Raw genomic sequence first — 19397 nt, forward strand, 5'->3', positions numbered from 1 at the left:
CATCGGAGCGTTCTTTATGCGGTGCGGACAGTGACGGACTGGAGCGGACATGGGTACCTGTTTTTCTGCCGGAGATGTATCTTCGGGACTTTTAATATTCTCTGCCATGCAACAGGAAGATGATTTGAAAGCCCTTGAAAATATCGTGCAGTTCGCCCGCGGGCTGGGCGTGTTTTTTTTGGTGCTGCACGTGTATTGGTATTGCTACGAATGGCTCTCGTCATGCGGCCTGACCTACGGTTATGCCGACCGTCTCCTGCTCGATATCCAGCGGACAACTCTTCTTTTCTCCTCTCCCGTCATTACGAAACTCTGCGCCTTTCTGTTCCTCGCGCTTGGCTGCTACGGCACGAAGAGCGTCCGCAACGGCAGGGTCGACAGGCGGCATATCGTCGCTGCCGCCTGCCTCGGCTTCCCGCTGTTCTTTCTGAACGGCTTTCTGCTGTCGCTGCCCGCTGGGATCGGCTTCCAGGGCTGGAGCTACACGCTGACCCTTGGTGCGGGCTACCTCAGCCTGCTGGCCGCCGGCGTGTGGCTGCGGCGATTGATGAAACAGCCGCTTATGGACGATCCTTTCAATGACAATAACGAAAGTTTTCTTCAGGAGGAACGTTGTATTGACAACGATTGCTCGGTGAACTTACCTACGCGTTACCGCTATAAAGGACAATGGCGGAACGGGTGGATATCGGTTGTAAACGTCTACCGTTCAACGGCCGTTATCGGATTGCCCGGCTCCGGGAAAAGCTACGCAGTACTGAACAACTATATCAAACAGCATATCGAGAAGGGATTCTCGATGCTCATCTATGATTATAAGTTCGACGATTTGACGCGCATCGCCTATAACCACTTGCTCCGGCATCTGGACAAATACACCGTCAAACCGAGATTCTGCATCATCAACTTCGACGATCCCCGCCGCTCGAACCGCTGCAATCCCATCGACGCCCGCTTCATGGACGATATCTCGGATGCCTACGAAAGCGCCTACGTCACGCTTTTGAACCTCAATAAGACGTGGGTGGACAAGCAGGGTGACTTCTTCACCGATTCGGCCGTCATTCTGCTGGCGGCGATCATCTGGTACCTGAAAATCTATGACAACGGACATTATTGTACCTTCCCGCACGCCATCGAGTTTCTGTGCCAACCTCTCGAAAAGATTTTCCCGATTCTTTCATCTTATCCCGAACTGGAAAACTACCTCTCACCCTTTATGGATGCGTGGAAAAGCAATGCGCAGGATCAGTTGCAGGGACAGGTGGCATCGGTGAAAATCCCGCTCTCGCGTATGATCTCTCCGCAGCTCTATTGGGTGCTTACGGGCAATGACTTTACACTCGACATCAATAACCCTGAGGAGCCGAAAATCCTCTGCATGGGCAACAACCCCGACCGGCAGAGCATCTACGGCGCGGCGCTGGGACTCTATAATTCGCGCCTTATCCGGCTTATCAATAAAAAGGGGAAATTGAAATCGTCGCTTATCATCGACGAACTACCGACGATTTATATCCGGGGGCTGGATAACCTCATAGCCACGGCCCGCTCGAACAAGGTCTCCGTCTGTCTGGGATTTCAGGACTTTTCGCAGTTGGAGCGCGACTACGGGGAGAAAGAGGCCAAGGTCATCACTAATACTGTGGGCAATATCTTCTCGGGACAGGTCGTGGGCGACACGGCCCGCACCTTGTCGGAGCGTTTCGGCAAGATCGTGCAACTGCGCGAGTCGCACTCGGTATCGAACGAGAACGTCACCACCTCGACCAATACGCAGTTGGAAACACTGATCCCTGCCTCGAAAATCTCCAACCTCACGCAGGGCATGTTCGTCGGCTCGGTCGCCGACAACTTCGACGAGCGTATCGAGCAGAAGATCTTCCATGCCGAGATCGTCATCGACAACGATAAGGTCAAGGCGGAAACAGCAGCCTATGTCCCCATTCCCGAAATATCCTCTTTTGTCGGTGAGGACGGCAAGGATCACATGGAGGAGATCGTCAAAGAGAATTATTACCGTGTCAAAGCCGACGTTGCGGAGCTTGTCCGCCGGGAGATCGCACGTATCGAAGCCGATCCGGATCTCGCGAAACTTTTACCCAAGAAAAAACCGTAATTTTTGCCTCGGTGCGGACTGGAGCGGACTGGAGCGGACATGGGCATCGTTTCGGAAAACATGCTTCTATATTCGCGGCATGAACCTTTTGTTTCACTTAAAACATTTTGTGTTATGCCCGAAGAAAATCAGAATCAAAAACCGATTCAGACCCCCGAACAGGCCGATCCGAAGTACAAGGAAACGCTCCTGCTCTACAACGAGCAGAACGGCGCCGTGGAGGCCGTCTCCGACCTCAAACAAAGCGGTAACCAATACAAGGTTACGACGACGCAACCGCTCACGGCCAACAAACCGGCGTTCTACGAACTTCGCAACAGCTCCGCAGTCGCGGCCTTCATCAAGGGCTTCATGTCGCAGGAGAACGCCAAGCCGTTTCATTTTCTGAAAGTCGCCGCCGACAAGGCCAGCGAAGTCACACAATCGCTGCTGCGCCTTGCCGACAATCCCAAAGACCCTGAGGGCCTCAAAGCCCTTTACGATCATCGCGTCACCTCGTACCAACTCGAAAAGGTCAAGTTCGACACTCCGGATCTGAAGTTGCAGGAGCTGAAAGAGATGGGTATCATCGTTACTCCCAAAGAACTGGAGGCGATGAAGCACGGCCTTCCGACGACGGACCTGCATGACGTGACCCTCAAGATCGGCAATATTCCCGTCGCAGGTCAGTTCGCCCTGCATCCCTATAAGGACATGAACGGTGATGTGCAGGTCGGTCTGACGAGTGCCCTTCCGCGTCCGGAGTTCGAGCGCGAAGAGTACCGGATGATGTTCTCCACGAGTGAGAAGGAGCAGCTGTTGGCCGGAAAGACCCCCGACCGGCTGTACGAACTTCCCAATCCGCACACGGGAGAGAAGGAGTGGTGCTTCGCCACGCTGAATCCCGCGACGAACCGCCTTGTCACCATTCCGAAAAACGAAGTTCCCGATCTGCGTTATTTCAACGGCGTGCGTCTGGATGATACGCAGCAGAACGAACTGGCTCTGGGCGGCCGCGTCTTCGTCGAAGGCTGCTCCATGCGCGGCAGCGACATCACCTATTCAGGCAAAGTGGGCTTCGATGTCCTCTCGAACGAATACAAGATGACCGACTACCAGTTCAGCCGCCCCTATATCTCTCCGCAACTCGACAAACAGCTCGACGACCGTCAGCGCACGGCCCTGCTGAGCCCCGAAGGTCTGGATTGTTCGAAAGAGAAGGAACATCCCATTCTGGGCAAGAACGGCAAGGCGCTGAATTGTATCCTGCGTATCGACCCCCGCTCGAACGGCGTGGTCTACGATTTCTCGCAGCAGCGCCGTCAGGAGCAACAGGAAAAGCAGGAGCAGAAGGCCGAGAAAGCGCAGGAGCAGGCTCCGGATCAGGGTCAGGGCCGCGGTCGCAAACGCTAATCCGCTCCTGCGATGGAAACCCCCGATGAAAAATGGTTCCGGGAGCGCCTGCGGCATTTCCTCGAAATACGCCATCCTCCGCGTCAGTTCCACCATGTGATGATCGAACGGCGCAGCCGTCTGGCCTTCGAAAGCTACGCACAAAGCGTCGAGCTGGGAGTGCCTGCCGCTTCGGCTGTCCGTGCCGCCGACAAAGTCCTGTTCCGGGGCCTGCTTTTCTCGAAATACGACACCGTTCACCTGATTCTCACCACGGACTTTCCGGCTATTCCGGAAAACCAACGGCAGGAGATCGCCCTGCGACTGGTGCGTATCTGCGCTCCGATCTTTCGGGCCTACGATCTGAAAGACGACTTTTCGGAACGCCCGGAATTCCGGCAGCTCAAAGAAGAACTCCGCACCGGTATCCGCAGCTGGATCGATGAGAACGGCGTTCCCGGCTACCGCAGCCCGGCGCGCAAGGAAAAGCCGCCTGCCCCATACTCCGAACAACCCCGATATTCAAAACGCAACAAGCGTAAGTAGTTCATTCACTTAATTTCTTATTACCTTATGAAAAAGATTCTTTTTGCAGCGACCGCTCTGGCCGCCGCCCTGTTCGCCTCGTGCGACAAAGACAATGACACAATCAACCCCGCGCTGCCTGAGACCTCCGACGGCGCACGGATCGCCATCACGCTCACCGGAGCGGACGAGGCCGACACCCGCGCGTTCTTCGACGCTTCGGCCAAGGCCGAGTCGTGGGAATCCTCGCTCTCGTCGCTCTCGGTCTTCGCCTTCGACAATAGCGGAGCACTTATCATCCGCCGTGACTTCACTTCGTCGGAGCTCGCTTCCAAATCGGCGACCTTCGCGCTTCCCAAATCTGCGGCCGGCACCGAGTGCTCATTCTACGCCGTAGCGAACTACGACGCCTCGTCGGCCAAGACCCGCGCAGCCCTTACGGTCCTCGTGGAAAAGTCGGCTGCCGACTATAACGGCACCTTCGCCGAAGTGTCCTCCGCGGCCAAACGTTCGGGCGGCTTCGTGATGTCGGGCTCGACATCGAAAACCATCGGCGCCGTGAATTCCACGACGTCGGTAGGCATCACGCTCAAACGTACCGTAGCCAAAGTGGCCCTCCAGACGACCATAGACCCGTCGTTCGCCGACAAGTACGCCGGAGAGCTCACGATCAACTCCGTAAAACTCTCCAAGGCAGCCTCTCAGTCTTCGGTCGTAGCCGGCACGCCGACGCCCGGGGCCATGAGCTACACGCATACCCAAACCCTCGCCGCGGCATCGGGTAAATACAACGCCCTGTTCTACTGCTTCGAGAACGGCTCTTTAACGGCAGGAAACCGTGTGCTGCTGGAAATCAACGCTACATACGATCTGGACGGCAACGGCTCGACCACGGACGACCGCTCGGAGGTGACCTACTCGGTGGAGCTGACGGGCAAGGCCGCGGGCGAGATCCTGCGCAACGGCTACTACCGTATCGCGGCCAATATCACAGGTCTCGTAGGTCAGGATTGCGCCGTGACGGTGACCGTCGCCGACTGGGAGACACCCGTCACGCAGTCCGTCGAACTGGGAGCATAGTCCGCATGTCGTACCGGGTTCCGTCCTGTGTTTCGGGCGGAGCCCTTTTTCTTTCAAAGCTATGAAAAGATTATTATATATCCTGTCGATAAGTCTTGCCGCGACCCTTATGGGCTGCATCGCCGAAGACAGGTCGGCATGCCCTCATCCCCGCGGCGTTTCGGTTCGGCTGACAGTATGTCCCGACCCGATGACGGCCGTAACCCGCACTACGGACGAAGAGGCGCTCCGCGACCTGAACCTCTATCTCTATGACGATGACGGCGAGATCGTCCTGCACCGCTACCAGAGCTCTTCGACGCTGCGCTTCACGTCCTTGCCCGGCAACTACCGGATGCGTATCGCCGCCAATATGGGCCGTGACCTTGGTGAGAATCCCGCATCGGAAGACTTCACCGTTACGCACGCCGACGAGTACGATACGCTGCCGATGTCCTATGAGGGCGACGTTACGATCACGTCCTCGTCCGGCGGTATTCTGACACTTCCGGTCGTGGAGGTGCAGCGTGTCGTGACGAAGGTATCCTACGATATCGCCGTCAAACCCGCAGACATCGAGCTTCGCTCCGTGCAGCTTTGTTCCGTGCCGCGTGCGGTGTCGGTCTTCGACGTGGCGGCCCGGCCGTCGGACGCCCCCGACGACTACACGGACTGCCCGGAAAGCGGGATTTCGGGACAGCATATTTCGGGGAACTGCTATCTGCTTCCGAATATGCAGGGCACGGTTCCGTCCATTACCGACCAGCGCGATAAGAATCCGGACAATGCCCCCGCGAATGCGTCGTATCTTCTGATCCGGGCTGTACGGGGAGCTAAGGTATTGGCCTATTACATTTACCTGGGCGATAACAACACCACGGATTTCAATGTCCGGGCCAACGTACATTACCGGCTCGCGATTTCGATCCTTGGCGACAGCGAGGTCGACACCCGTGTCAGCAGCTATACGCTCAACGTCTATGACTCTTACGCGGAAAATGCGATCGGCGGCTACTGCACATACGACGTGATGGGCGAACTGTTCGTCGAGGTGGAGGGCGATCCCGCGCCCCTGACGCTGCGGGGACGTATCACGGCCTCGCAGGGCGACAAGAACCGCCTGCTCGTAGACGACGCTTCCATTGGCACGGGCCGCGATCTGGAGCTTGCGAACCAACCGGGGCTGAATGAATATTTCCTTTACTACGACCTTCCGGTCTACACCGCGGCGAACTCCCAAGTAGCCTATACCGTGACGGTCGCAGACGATGCGGGCCTTGCGCAGTCGTTCGATTTCGAGCGCCGCTTTGCAAACCGCCTTCAGGTCGTCGTTGAGACTGCCGACAACGGCAAAGGTTGGGTGAACGTCTCCCGAGCGCTCTATACCGCTGAAATCGCCGGAACGCGCAACCATGTGGTCATGTGTCACGAGATGGGCTGTACGCTGGTGGCGCTTCCTGCCGCGGGCTACCGCTTCGAGGGATGGTACACGACGGACGGCTATACGCAGCGGCTGTCGTCATCGACGACCTATCTCTACACTCCCGCATCGAACGATGCGTCGATCTTCCCGAAATTCACGGCCAACACCCGGCCGCTCGACGACGAGGGCACGGCCAACTGCTATATCGCTCCCGCGCTGAACACCTCCTATTCGTTCGACGCCACGACGATGGGCAACGGCTGCACGACGCTCAACGTCACTCCCAAGCGTCTGTCGGGCGTCTCTGCCCGCATACTGTGGGAAACGGGAACGCTGAGCGAGGCGATCGTTAAGGATGTGCGATATCAGGACGGACGAATCACCTTTACGACCGGTACGACGCACGGCAACGCCGTGATCGGGCTTTTCGACAGCCGTGGGGAATGCCTCTGGTCGTGGCATATCTGGGCGACGGACTACGATCCGGCGGCCACGGCACAGACCTATGCTTCGGGAGCTGTCTTTATGGATCGCAACCTCGGAGCGCTGGAAACGGATTATACACTGCCCGCCTCGCGCGGCCTTTACTACCAGTGGGGTCGCAAAGACCCGTTCCCGTATCCGGCCACGGCGACGGACGCTTATATACAGGCTCCGACCATCTATGCCGCGGGATTCGAATATGCCGAGAGCGATCCGCGGACTTCCGGAACCGAGTCGCCCTACGACGTGATGACCCTCGAATGGGCCACAGCGCATCCTACGACCTATATGGACGGCGTTTCCTTCGAGGACTGGGAAGAGTGGGCTTCTTCGCTGGACTGGCTCTGCGACCACCACCCGAACCTCTGGGGCAACGTCACGACCGGGAAAAATAATATCAGCCGCACCAGCCATAAATCCATTTACGATCCGTGCCCTCCGGGCTGGAAAGTACCCGGTGCCGAGGATTTCGCGGGAATAGAGCGGATAAGCGTATCGGCACCTTATTACGTTACGATCCGCTGCAACGGCACGCAGACGGCGAAGATACCTTTGGGCGGAACATTCTATGAGGGGCGTTACGACCGCAACGGGTCGCTCGGAAGGCTCTACACCAATGCCCCGTATTATCTGCATTGGGGAGGCTCGACCGGCGTGTTCCACGACGTGGCCTGCACCTCGATCGTATTCGACACGAGCAACTACCCGCCGTTCGTCAATACGACGGATTTTTACCGCTATGCCGCCAATCCCGTGCGTTGCGTCCGGGAATAGTTGAAACCTCGTAAAATTCCCACTGCCATGAAAAGATACCTGTGGATATTCGCAGTGCTCCCGTTTCTGTGGAGCTGCATCGCCGAGGACAGCTCGGCATGCCCGCAGCCCCGCGGCGTTTCAGTCCGCATGTCCGTATGTCCCGACCCGATGACGGCCGTGCCCCGCGCTGCGGACGAAGAGGCGCTCCGCGACCTGAACTTCTACCTTCTCGACGCCGACGGCAATGTCGTCCAGCACCGTTACCAGAGTTCCCCGACGCTGCGCTTCGAGTGCCTGCCGGGCAATTACCTGCTGCGCATTGCAGCCAATATGGGCCGTGACACGGGCGATAGCCCGGCATGGGAGAATCTCGCCGTTACGCACGCCGACGACTACGATACGCTGCCGATGGCTTATGAAGGCGAGGTGTCGATTCCCTCGTCGGATGAAACGGTGACGCTTCCGACCGTCGAGGTGCAGCGCGTCGTGGCGAAAGTCACCTATAACATCTCTGTCGCACCGGATGCCGGCGACATCCGCCTGCACAGCGTCCAACCCGTGAACCTCCCGGCCCGGATGCCGGTCTTCGACCCCGGGCTGCGGGCTGCGGAATATACGGCGGGAGAAATCGTCGGCTCGTCGTCGCAGACCCTGACGGGGACGTTCTACATGCTTCCGAACCTGCAGGGCGAGGTTCCCTCGATCGCCGACCAGCGGGACAAGGGCCCCGCGAACGCCCCGGCGGATGCGACGTTCCTGCGCATCCGCGCTCTGCGGGGCTCCAAGGTGCTGGACTACTATATCTATCCGGGCGGCAACAACACCTCGAACTTCGACATACGGGCCAATACGCACTATAGACTCGATATTATGATCCGTGGCGACGCCGAGGTCGACACCCGTATCCGGGCCTATACCGTAGAGGTGCTGTGCACGCCGGAGGCTGCGCTGTCGAACGGTTTCCTGCTGGAGCGGCAGCCGATGCGCCTGACGCTGCGGCTCGGCGGGGCCTACGAAGAGACCGGGGTCGAAGCCTTCGTGGAGCTGAAGACCGGAGATGTGCGGTATTTCGGGTTCGAGGGCCAATGGGGCGCCGTTGCAAGGACGATGGAGATCCGGGGCCCGGAGAACGACTACGATATCCGTTACTGGCCGCCGTCCTTCACGCGCGAGGAGTGCCGCTTTATGTTCCGGGTTCAGATCCTCGACCGTTACGGGGAGGTCGCCTCGTTCAGTTTCCCGTACTGTTACGCCCACCTGCTTCGGGTCTACACCAAATGGTTCGACGGCAGCAACGGGAAAGGCACCGTCGCCTCGCCCGATGCGCTGCGTGTGGTCGAAGACATGACGCTCGCTTCGTGGTACTCGCTCATATATTGTCCTGACGAAGGCTGTACGCTCGTCGCCACACCCGATGCGGACCGGTTGTTCGAAGGCTGGTGCCGGAATGCCGACCATACCGGGGTTCTGAGCTACGAGGAACAGTACCGTTTCTCCCCGGACGACGATCCCGCCGTTATTTACGCTTATTTCAGATAAAACCATGAAAACCCTCATTCATATCCTTTTGGGAACGCTGCTTTTCGCCGGCTCCTGCTCGGACGAGATGCCCGTATGCACTCCGGCCGTACACGGCCCCCGGCATGTGACCTTCACGTTCTCCTGCGACGCTCTGCCCGGCACGCGGGCTGTTGCGGACGAGAGCCGCGTCGAGGATATCAACCTTTACCTGTACCCGGCAAACGATGCTCAGGCACGGCACGTCTACGCCGCCTCGCAGCGCACTGTCGCGCTGGAGCTTCCCGACGGCCGATACACCCTCTATGCCGTCGCCAACCTCGGCACGGACACCGGGCCGCTGCCCGAAGCCGAGGTGCGGGCGCTGCGCAGCGCATGGAACCCTGACGGATCAGACTCCGGAACGCTTCCCATGTCCGCCATGCGGACGTTTACCGTGCGCGGCACGACGCAGATCGCTATTGAACTCGTGCGGGCCGTGGCGAAGGTCGATTTCAGCTATACGGTGGCTGCCGATTTCAGAAATTCGCTCTCCGTGCGTTCCGTACGTCTGTGCAACGTCCCGCGCTTCGCGGCGCTCTTCGGCGAGGGCCGCATCACCGCAGACGGGGAGTGCGCCGCGACGGAAGCCTTCCCGGCGGACGGCGACGGCTATTCCGCCGTTTACTACCTCCCGGAGAACCTGCAGGGCAAGAACGTCTTGATTCCGGGACAGGAGCAGAAGAACGAGGCCAATGCCCCGGAATATGCCGCTTATATCCTGATCGAGGGCGAGGCGGACGGCCTGCACGTCGTCTACCGCATCTACCTGGGGGAGAACAACACCTCGGACTTCAACATCGCCCGCAACCGGGTCTACCGCATCGAGGCCCGGATTCTGGGACGCAATACCGTGGACTGGCGGGTTTCGACCACCGAGGTATCCGTGACGCCTTTCACCGAACGTCATGCGCCCGGCAGAACCGCCACGGCGCAGCTCCGGGTCGTCAGCACGAACAACGATCGGAGCACCTGCTTCCTGACCTGCGAGCGGGAAGAGGGTGACGGCGATGTTACCTTGGACGGCGAGCCGATCCTCTTCGGAGTGCCTTATCCGTTCCTCTCCGGCGACGGGGAGAGAATCGCGGAGATCGCCTATACGCAGCAACGGGAGGGCGACGTGCGGCTGCGCCTCGTCCTGACCGACGAAACCGGGCTGCATGCCGAGCGGGTGCTGCAGACGAGCTATGTCCGCGAGCCGCTGCGGGTATCCTTCACGCAGGACAAGTTTGAACTGGCGGCGCTCGACCGCGCCCGCGTGAACTTCACCGTCGAGCAGGACGACTACGACGGGACTTATACCGTGCAGGTCGAAGGTACGCCGACCCTGTTCCGGAACCTGACGGATGACATCGGGCCCGTCACGGGCTATACGGTGGCGGGGAACGGCACCTACCCGCTGCGTATTCGTCCCGAGGCCGTCGGGGAGAATCCCTACCGCATCACCGTGACGGATGAAAAGGGCAACAGCGCCTTCTTCGACTCCTTTGTCACGGGAATCAAAACCGTTTCCTGCTTTACGTGCTCCTTCAGTAAAATATCGGGCGGTATCGAGGTCGTTGCGGAAGGGACCTATCCGGTTATGAACGATCTGACGATTACCCTAAACCCCACAGTGACGGTAGTGCTGCGGGGCGGGGCGACCAAGACGCTGACCTGTACGATGAACGTAAAGATCGAGGCGGACCGGATGAGGGGACGCGCCTCGGCGACGCTCGATCTCGGAACTGGCTACACGGACTACTTCATGACCGATTACGAAGCGACTTTCTCCCGCACGGCATCCGAGAACGGAATGGTCGAATACGCCGTACGATAACTTTCAAACAGACAAAAAACGACATGAAAAAACAACGAATATTCATTACGGCGGTTTTGCTGCTGGCGGCTTTGTGGGGAGCGCCCCGCAGGGCTGCGGCGCAGATCTTCGCCGTGAGGGCCAACGCCCTTGCGGCATGCAGCGCGACGCTGAACGTCGGGGCCGAAACGGCCCTGACGGACAACTGGTCGCTGGAGCTGTCCGGCTATTGGAATCCGGTGAATACCGCATCCCTCTCGATGAACTTCCACGCCGTACAGCTCGGCGGCCGCTACTGGTTCTACGAATCCTTCGTCGGGCACTTTCTCGGGCAGCACCTCACTTATGCCGACTACGACCTCGGAAGCCGGACAAAACGCTATAAGGGCAATGCCTACGGTCTTGGTGTCAGCTACGGATATGCGTGGATGCTCTCGAAACGATGGAATATCGCCCTCGAAGCCGGCATAGGGCTGTTCCATACCGAAGACACACGCCGCGACCCGACCGTCTCTGACTGGGAGGATGAATACATCTACCGTTACCGACGCTGGACGCTGGCGCCGACAAAACTGGAAGTCTCATTCTCTTATATCTTTTAGCCATGAAGATATGCAATAAGATATTGCAGATAGGTCTGCTGTCGGCAGCGCTCGGAAGCCTGTTCGGCTGCTCGGTAGCCGGACGGCTTCAGCGGCAGCAGGCGACGGCAGGTTTGGCGCAGCTTACCCGCGCCGAGCGGCAGGAGCGGCAGCAGGACTCCCGCCTGCAGGTCGTAAAACTCCAGCGTGACAGCAACACATTCTTTCTTGCACTCGTGGATACGCTTGCCGACGGAGAACGCGTGATGGCGCTTCAGATCGAGCAGGTGACGGTCGTGGCGAAGATGCGGTCTATTCCCGAACGCAACGGGCGCGTCGTGCTGGATTTCATCGTGACGCTGCCCAAGCAGTTGTTGGGCAAGAGCCGCAGCGTCGTAATCACGCCGATATTGCACAAGCCCGACGAATCCGTGGCGCTCGAAGATCTGGTGATCCGCGGCGGACGCTTCTCGCTGCTGCAAGAGCGCGACTACTGGCAGTACGAAACCTATGTCGAACGCTTCCGCCCCGATACCGAGGGGCGCGAGGCGGCCTTCAACCGTTTCGTGAAGTTTCCCTATCCCGAAGACGTCCGGCTCGATTCACTGGTCGAAGGACGAAGCACCGTCACGTATTACTATTCCCAAGCAGTGAAAACCGACGAGACCTCGAAAAAGATGCTGGTAACGCTTCAAGGACAGGTGTTGGCCGTGGACGACAGCGCCTACCGGCTGCCGCCGTCCGATACGTTGAGCTACGTCGTATCTTCGATGCTCTCCTTCGTAGATACCGTGCCGAGGTATCGCATCAAGGTCATCGACAAGTTCGTGACCGTCGAAGATCGCAATTACATTCAGTTTTTCGTGGGCGATACCCGCGTGGTCGATACGCTGGGCGACAACCGGCAACAGCTGGACAAGATCACCGGCCTGATACGGCAGATCGTCGAACAGCAGGAGTTCTGGGTCGATACCATCACGCTGACGGCGGCATCGTCTCCGGAAGGAGCTTACGCTTTCAACGACCGTCTTTCGCAAGGACGGGCACAGGCATTGAAACGCTATCTTGTCCGCCGATACGGCAGAAGCATCGACACGATGCTTATCGTGCGGTGGGTGGCCGAGAACTGGCCGGAGCTGACGCAGCGCATTCGCACGGACAAAAGCATTGAAAACCGCGAGGCGATTCTTGCGCTAATTGCATCAGAAAAGAATCCCGACCGGCGGGAGCAGGCCATCCGGCTGCGGTTCCCGAAAGAGTATGCCTATATCCGTTCGGTGATCTACCCGCAGCTGCGAGCCGTGAATTTCCGTTACAATCTGCGCCGCAAGGGGATGGTAAAGGATACGATTCACACCACGGAGTTGGACACGACCTATGCCCGCGGCGTGGAGCTGTTGCAGAAACGCAAATACGCCAAAGCACTCTATATTCTGAACGACTACAACGACCGCAACACGGTCGTGGCCCATCTGTCGCTGGATCACAACGAGCGGGCGATGGAGTTGCTGGCCGCGATGCCCGAAGATGCCGCGACGGAGTACCTGCGGGCTATCGCCTGCTCGCGGCTGGGGCGCAAGGAGGAGGGCCGCCGCCATTTCCTCGAAGCCTGTCGATTGGACGAGCGCATGGAGTATCGGGGTAATCTCGATCCGGAAATTGCTGAACTCTTAAAATGACAAATTATTATGAAGCAACAAAAAATCAAGCATGCAATTCTGTTCTGTCTGCTTGTTGCAATTTGGGGTACACTGGCAGCTTCTCTTTTCGGCAGTTGCAATGTTTATGAATACGAAGAAGTGGAAATCATTCACTGTCCCCAAATACAGGACACAATACAGATTCCGGACTGGGAACCGGAGGAATAGACACAAGTGGCAGCGATCATTCAATCGCTGCCACTTTAGGTTTTTGCGGCAAAGGCCGACAATACAATTTATTTACGATACGGTCGCGCATCAACTGCATGGAGTTGAAATTACGCGAAATATTCTGGATGATCTCGATATAATTATCGCTATGACCTCCTTCTTCGTCAGTCCATTCGTAATAATAAGGTTTTATCGATACACAATTTTTATGCTCGAATAAAGTATTGAGCAATGTGCGGTCCGAATTGCCGCACGAATGCCCCATGATATAGATCTGATAGGGACCGGTGTCAATAAACTGAAGTAATTGACGGTAATTGTCCGTTTCCAGATAACGGATAGATTTGATATTGGTTAGGTAGCTATTATCATTCAGATTCGAAATAGTCTTATAATCCTCGTCCAGTTCGTCCCCATAACCGAAAATAACAGGATTCTGCTCATTATCCAATTCTCCGTGAATATGATTTACGGGAATGTCTGAATTTGCTGGAAGATATAAGTCGGCAGTCTTCGTATAGTTGAAGTTCAATAATAGGGTTACCCGTTGTTGAATTAAAAAGTTAGTAAAATGACAAATGAAAGGTTGTGCATATTTCTGGTTTTTAGTAACTTAATAGCATCCAAACTATTGAGTTCAAACCGTCGTATGCACAACTTCATCGAAAAATTCACAAAAATCAACGACATCTGCAAGAAATTTGCAGGAAATCGTGTAAATGAACATGGCAATGTATCTCGCCGTGGAGTTATTCCCACCTTTTCTGATTTGGAAGTTATAGCTCTTTCTCTTACAGCCGAAGCATTCGGTTATGACAGCGAGAACAACCTCTTTAAGAGATTGGCTGAATCTCCCGAACATATCCCTAACCTTATATCCAGAAGACAGTTCAACGTCCGTCGCAAACTCACGGCTTGTCTTGCAGAAGACATCCGCAGGGATATTGCCAAGAGCATAGACGGTGGGGAAAATGTCTTTGTGATAGACTCCAAGCCTGTCAAAGTATGCCAGCTGGCACGAGCCAAGCGTTGCGTTATGGGAAATGATAATCCGCAAAGCGCACCTTCCAAAGGCTTTTGCGCCTCCCAACAAATGTATTACTATGGGTATAAGCTCCACGCTATCTGTGGAATAAGTGGTGTTATTCACTCTTATGATATAACGGCTGCAAATGTTCATGATATACATTATCTGGATGATGCAAAGTGGGATTATCACGACTGTCTTATGCTTGGAGATAAGGGGTATTTAAGTGCTGAGGTGCAACAAGACCTTTTCGAAACGGCTCATATCAAGCTTGAAGTCCCGTATCGCTTGAACCAAAAGAATTGGAGAAATCCTTCGTGGGCTTACAGGCGTTTCAGGAAGCGAATCGAAACCGTTTTCTCTCAACTTAACGACCAATTCATGATGGTACGCAATTATGCAAAGCAGACAGGCGGACTGTTTACACGTACTGCCGCAAAAATCGCTGCTATGACCGTGCTGCAATACATCAACTTCTGTAACCATCGTAAAATTGGTCTTGTTAAAGATGCTTTATTTTAATTCAACCAACGGGTTAGGGTTCTCTCCGGATATGCAAATTCGTCGCAAACTGCACCATTGCCGTTTTTAATTTCTTCAATGAATTTGGACTTCAGCCCTTCATTTTCCCAGTTTGTTACGAGGTTTGATGCTATTGCAGCGAAACTCTCATCCGCCTTGGTTTCTTCGCCTGTCGATTCAATCCTGTTTTTCTCGGCCCACTTGTTCACGATATATTCCAGAAATTGCTTTTGAGCACTCACGGCGACATCACGAAAGTTAAATGGCTCATGAATAATTTGTTCAATATCCGGATTCCTTAACTCTGATTTGATATAATGCTTTTGAACAGATTTTAGATAGCCCGTCAAAGCCCCCTTTATCAATTCCAGTTCTTCATTGAGTTGAATGGGATCTCCATACTTACAAGACTTGTCCTTGAAAACTTTTTTGAGCAGTGAATAGTATTCTCCCTCGATATCTACCCATTTTTTTGATTCGACGGCTTTATTTATTGTTTCGAAGAACTTACTTTCATAAATTAAATGATCACTGACGAAATGATCATATTGTTCTGCTGGTGTTATTTCTCCCAAATTTCGTATAAACCGAAACGTATTATCTTGCAACATCCAGCGAAACTGTTCCAGGGTTTTCCTATCCTCCGGATCAGAAATATTGACAGAACATAGACCATCATATCGCTCATATTCACCCTCCAGCAATCCTAATTTCAAAGTGATATTGTATCCACGAATAAAATCCGCATAACTCGTCGGCAGTCCGTGCGCCAGATCGAAGCCGTTACCGATTAATATGATCCGATTCATCATCTGCTTGTCATTTAGAGTAGTCCATAACAAAGATAACCATTTATCCTGCTGTGAACAAGGATTGTAAATGATTTTTTCTTACGCCGACCCGTCCAGCAAGATAGCCGCTGCGGACGACACGCCAAGGTCTTCGCCTTGTCTTTGTCGCATGCAGCGGCTATTCGTCTCTTGCTGTCCGGGCGTTCCGGACAGTCAAAATATTATTTCTTATGAAACTGCTCACGAAAGAAATTATCTCGAAATTCGAGAAACACCCTTTCCACTCACAGGATGGAAAAGGAATGGATGCCGAAGTCCTCGTCAAATATTTCAACCCCTGCGGTACGGGGACATGGCTCATTACCGAAGCCGAACGTGAAGGCGACGACTGGCGCCTGTTCGGTTATTGCCATATCTACGAATGGGAGTGGGGCTACCTAATGCTCTCCGAGCTGGCATCTCTTCGTCTGCCGTTCGGACTTACCATCGAACGCGACATTTACACGGCCAGGAAATACGTCCGGGATTTTCTGCCGCAGGATGAATGACGGCAAAGGCCTCGGAATTTTACTGCCCCTTGCCGACAACAGAATCATTACACAAAAAGAACTATAAATATGGCCACATTCGAAGAAAAAGCCGAACGGTTGAAGAAAGAGTTGGAGGAAGCTACAAACGACGACCAACGTCGAAATCTGTCCCGCGAATACGAACTTACCTTGCGTCTGCTGCGCATCATCCGCGGAGAGGTCTTTACGCTCGACGACATCAATAAATGCCGCATGGAGATCATGCGACTATATCCCGGATACGATCGTCCCATAACGGCCGAATCGGGAATCCTGCTGGCTGCGGAGGCAATCCGCAAGTCCTTCGGAAAGAAATACTATCTTCCGCTTTACAAATATCCGATCCTCATTGATTTCGGGACACCGGATGGGCAGATATGCGTGATCCATTCGAGCAACTATATCAGTTATACGTCCAAAAAAGGAGGGGAAGAGTGATTTGATCTTCCCCTTATACAGGCTACATCAGCGCTGCGCTTTCATATAATGCTGTTCCAGCAGTTTATAAAGCGAGGACTGTGGATAAAGAATCTTTCCACCAAGAGTAGTATAAGGGATTTGGCGGTTGTCCCGGTAATTCTGCAAGGAGCGTTTCGAGATGCTGAAGATGCTGCAAATCTCCTCACTGGTCAGGTACAGTTCATTTCCGATGGTCGGGCGGTGCGTGTCGATCAGAATATCGACAGCCCGGATGGCTTTGACGATGTCGCGGTACAGTTCCTTGAACGCGGCGCTGTCGCGGGTGATGATCTCTTCGGGCATGCTACAGGCTTTTTATCAGATTCTTTTCCAGGAGATGCCGGATGTCGTCGTCCCGGAACAGTACTTTATTCCCTAATGCTGTATAAGGGATAATGCCGGCGGAGCGGTAGTATTGCAAGGCCCGCTTGGTGATGCTCAAGGCCTTGCAGACCTCCTCGGCCGTAAGCCACCGGACAGTTGTCGGTTGGGCGGAGAGGGAATGGAGCGCAGACACTCGCTCCAGAAGACGTTGAAGGTGCGCCTGCAACTCTTTATAGGCGCTCGTTTCCATAAGGACGCAATCCATAATGCTGAGGGTTTAGGTGATTTCTGCGTTAAGGATGTGCAAGATAATCCAAGCCTTCAGAAAACGATTCCTATGTCCGCTCCAGACCGTTCCAGTCCGCTCAAAGGAAAAAATGATCGACGGTGACGCTGATGTCCGCCATAAATCGGCAAATGGAGTAATAAAAATCATATTTGCTTTTTTTATCAGATATTTCGTATATTTGTATAGAGTTGTTTGACAGGATGAACCTCGATGTAAGTTTATTCGAGACTTGCGTTTCTAAATCATTACCTCATAAAAAAGCAATGCCGTAACTCATTCAGTTACAGCATTGCTTTGTAAATCCCCGGAAACTGTTCCGATTGACCGGAGTTTTACGTACTCGGAGCGGGAATCGAACCCGCACGACCATTGCTGGTCACAGGATTTTAAGTCCGGCGTGTCTACCTATTCCACCATCCGAGCCACTGTCTTTCGGCGAAAGACGTCGGCAAAAGTACGATTTTTTTACGATTTACCAAAATCTATGTAACTTATAATCGCGTCGGTTTCGTCGGACCGGAACCAGCGGATCTCCCCGTCGCGGCGAAACCACGTCAGCTGACGCTTGGCATAGCGGCGCGAATTGCGCTTGATGAGTTCGACAGCTTCGTCGTACGAAATACGCCCGTCGAAATAGTCGAAAAACTCGCGGTAACCGACGGTTTGCAGGGCATTGAGACTGCGGTAGGGGTACACGGCGCGCGCTTCGGCTTCGAGTCCGTCGGCAAGCATCCGGTCAACACGGCGGTTGATCCGGTCGTACAGCTCCCCGCGGGGCATATCGACGCCGACCTTCACGATGTCGAACCAGCGCTCGCGGCGCAGGCCGGTCCGCAGCTGCGAATAGGGCAGTCCGGTCAGCAGGCAAACCTCCAAAGCCCGGACGACACGCGCGGGATTGCTGCGGTCCACTTCGGCGTAATAGGCCGGATCGAGCGTCCGAAGCTCTTCGGCGAGCCTCTCCACGCCTTCGGACGCCAGCCGCGCGGCGAGATTCCGCCGCAGGGTTTCATCGGCCTGCGGAAGGTCGTCCATGCCTTCGCACAAGGCGCGGACATAGAGTCCGGAGCCGCCGACGGCCACGACGTAATCGTGTGCGGCGAACAGTTCGCCGAGACGCACCAATGCCTGCGTCTCATATTCGCCGCAGTTCAAGTTGTCGTTTATGTCATGGGATGCAATAAAATGATGCTCAACTGCCTGCAACTGTTCGGGCGTAGGCTGGGCCGTGCCGATGGGCAGCCCACGGTAGACCTGCCGCGAATCGGTCGAGAGAATCGGGGCGTCGTAGTTGAGCGCAAGGCGGATGCTCAGGTCCGTCTTGCCCGATCCCGTCGGTCCCACGACGACGATAAGCCGTTTGTCACTCATCGTCGTAATTGTCGTCCCCTTCGAAATCGCTGAATTCGCTCATCACGTCGTCGAAAATCGAGCCTTCGCCCGAAACGACATTCTTGGACGGATCGTACTGGTCGGGGGCTTCGGCCTGCGCATAGATCTCGCGCGGGTAGGAGATGCCGGGCTTCGATTCGAAGCTGCCCGTCAGTTCGAGGAAATAGGCCCGGTCGCCGAAGATGTCGAACAGATAGATGAGCCGGTCGCGGTTGTTGTGGATGATCTGCCCCAGCGTCACCTTTTCCATCGCCAGCGGGGCGTCTTCCGCACCGTCGTCCATATCCATCCGCGTGAATTCGCGCAGTTTCTCCCAGCGGTCGTCGGCCGTGAAGAAGGACGCCATACACTCCTCGTATTCGAGCGAACGCAGAATGAAATCATGAAATTCGAGCAACGTCGTGTCGTACAACACTTCGTAATCGCGCACGAAGTTGTCGTTTTCATCGCTCAACATCCGGAATCGGAAAACCATCGACAT

Annotated in this window: 19 protein-coding genes and 1 tRNA gene; 13 read left to right on the top strand and 7 right to left on the bottom strand. The window is 55.3% G+C overall.

What is annotated here, in order from left to right:
* Positions 1–106 precede the first annotated feature (106 nt).
* The 10 genes from mobC to HMPREF9720_RS09720 all read left to right on the top strand — a co-directional run bounded on the left by mobC (position 107) and on the right by HMPREF9720_RS09720 (position 13540).
* Complete coding sequence (gene mobC / locus HMPREF9720_RS09675; RefSeq protein ID WP_009598258.1) at positions 107–2119, top strand: conjugal transfer protein MobC; 2013 nt, start codon at positions 107–109, stop codon at positions 2117–2119.
* Positions 2120–2233: 114 nt separating this feature from the next.
* A complete protein-coding gene (locus tag HMPREF9720_RS09680) occupies positions 2234–3511 on the top strand; it encodes a DUF3945 domain-containing protein (protein ID WP_009598178.1) in 1278 nt (425 codons plus the stop codon).
* A 12-nt stretch (positions 3512–3523) separates the two neighbouring features.
* Positions 3524–4036, top strand: a complete 513-nt coding sequence (locus HMPREF9720_RS09685) for a DUF1896 family protein (protein WP_009598276.1) — start codon at positions 3524–3526, stop codon at positions 4034–4036.
* Between the two features lie 27 nt (positions 4037–4063).
* On the top strand, positions 4064–5095 hold the full coding sequence (locus HMPREF9720_RS09690; protein WP_009598198.1) for a DUF4906 domain-containing protein: 1032 nt from the start codon (positions 4064–4066) through the stop codon (positions 5093–5095).
* Positions 5096–5156: 61 nt separating this feature from the next.
* Positions 5157–7754 (top strand): DUF4906 domain-containing protein, encoded by a 2598-nt coding sequence (locus HMPREF9720_RS09695; protein ID WP_009598130.1) that lies wholly within the window; start codon positions 5157–5159, stop codon positions 7752–7754.
* Positions 7755–7781: 27 nt separating this feature from the next.
* Positions 7782–9275 (top strand): DUF4906 domain-containing protein, encoded by a 1494-nt coding sequence (locus HMPREF9720_RS09700; RefSeq protein WP_009598242.1) that lies wholly within the window; start codon positions 7782–7784, stop codon positions 9273–9275.
* A gap of 4 nt (positions 9276–9279) precedes the next feature.
* Positions 9280–11112, top strand: a complete 1833-nt coding sequence (locus HMPREF9720_RS09705; RefSeq protein ID WP_009598318.1) for a DUF4906 domain-containing protein — start codon at positions 9280–9282, stop codon at positions 11110–11112.
* 23 nt (positions 11113–11135) lie between these two features.
* Positions 11136–11693, top strand: a complete 558-nt coding sequence (locus HMPREF9720_RS09710; RefSeq protein ID WP_009598168.1) for a DUF3575 domain-containing protein — start codon at positions 11136–11138, stop codon at positions 11691–11693.
* Between the two features lie 2 nt (positions 11694–11695).
* Positions 11696–13351, top strand: a complete 1656-nt coding sequence (locus HMPREF9720_RS09715) for an OmpA family protein (protein ID WP_009598310.1) — start codon at positions 11696–11698, stop codon at positions 13349–13351.
* Between the two features lie 9 nt (positions 13352–13360).
* Positions 13361–13540, top strand: coding sequence for a hypothetical protein (locus HMPREF9720_RS09720; protein ID WP_009598202.1), 180 nt, complete (start codon positions 13361–13363; stop codon positions 13538–13540).
* Between the two features lie 16 nt (positions 13541–13556).
* Here HMPREF9720_RS09720 and HMPREF9720_RS09725 read toward each other — a convergent pair whose 3' ends face one another.
* Complete coding sequence (locus tag HMPREF9720_RS09725; RefSeq protein ID WP_083817623.1) at positions 13557–14123, bottom strand: AbiH family protein; 567 nt, start codon at positions 14121–14123, stop codon at positions 13557–13559.
* Here HMPREF9720_RS09725 and HMPREF9720_RS09730 point away from each other — a divergent pair.
* Positions 14115–15092 (top strand): IS982 family transposase, encoded by a 978-nt coding sequence (locus HMPREF9720_RS09730; RefSeq protein WP_009598283.1) that lies wholly within the window; start codon positions 14115–14117, stop codon positions 15090–15092. The two genes, HMPREF9720_RS09725 and HMPREF9720_RS09730, sit on opposite strands and share 9 nt — an antisense overlap.
* Here the strand turns inward: HMPREF9720_RS09730 and HMPREF9720_RS09735 are convergent.
* The gene (locus tag HMPREF9720_RS09735; protein WP_009598187.1) at positions 15089–15904 is read right to left on the bottom strand and encodes an AbiH family protein; all 816 of its coding nucleotides are present in this window, start codon (positions 15902–15904) and stop codon (positions 15089–15091) included. The genes HMPREF9720_RS09730 and HMPREF9720_RS09735 overlap by 4 nt on opposite strands.
* Positions 15905–16113: 209 nt before the next feature.
* On the opposite strand from HMPREF9720_RS09735, the gene HMPREF9720_RS09740 reads away from it, so the two are divergent.
* A complete protein-coding gene (locus HMPREF9720_RS09740) occupies positions 16114–16431 on the top strand; it encodes a DUF2958 domain-containing protein (protein ID WP_009598209.1) in 318 nt (105 codons plus the stop codon).
* 69 nt (positions 16432–16500) lie between these two features.
* Positions 16501–16890 carry a hypothetical protein gene (locus HMPREF9720_RS09745; protein ID WP_039940391.1) on the top strand — a complete coding sequence of 130 codons (390 nt, stop codon included), beginning with the start codon at positions 16501–16503 and terminating at the stop codon, positions 16888–16890.
* A gap of 27 nt (positions 16891–16917) precedes the next feature.
* On the opposite strand, the gene HMPREF9720_RS09750 is transcribed toward HMPREF9720_RS09745, so the two are convergent.
* The 5 genes from HMPREF9720_RS09750 to HMPREF9720_RS09770 form a co-directional block, all read right to left on the bottom strand.
* Positions 16918–17214, bottom strand: a complete 297-nt coding sequence (locus HMPREF9720_RS09750; protein ID WP_009598269.1) for a helix-turn-helix domain-containing protein — start codon at positions 17212–17214, stop codon at positions 16918–16920.
* Between the two features lies 1 nt (position 17215).
* Entirely contained in the window at positions 17216–17500 is a 285-nt protein-coding gene (locus HMPREF9720_RS09755) for a helix-turn-helix domain-containing protein (RefSeq protein WP_018696786.1), read from the bottom strand.
* Positions 17501–17861: 361 nt separating this feature from the next.
* Positions 17862–17947, bottom strand: a tRNA-Leu gene (locus HMPREF9720_RS09760).
* Between the two features lie 42 nt (positions 17948–17989).
* Entirely contained in the window at positions 17990–18895 is a 906-nt protein-coding gene (gene miaA / locus HMPREF9720_RS09765) for a tRNA (adenosine(37)-N6)-dimethylallyltransferase MiaA (RefSeq protein ID WP_009598191.1), read from the bottom strand.
* Positions 18888–19397 (bottom strand): IS1096 element passenger TnpR family protein, encoded by a 510-nt coding sequence (locus tag HMPREF9720_RS09770; protein ID WP_009598246.1) that lies wholly within the window; start codon positions 19395–19397, stop codon positions 18888–18890. Before HMPREF9720_RS09770 ends, miaA begins: the two co-directional genes overlap by 8 nt.

Source organism: Alistipes sp. HGB5, from assembly GCF_000183485.2.
Taxonomy (GTDB): domain Bacteria; phylum Bacteroidota; class Bacteroidia; order Bacteroidales; family Rikenellaceae; genus Alistipes; species Alistipes finegoldii.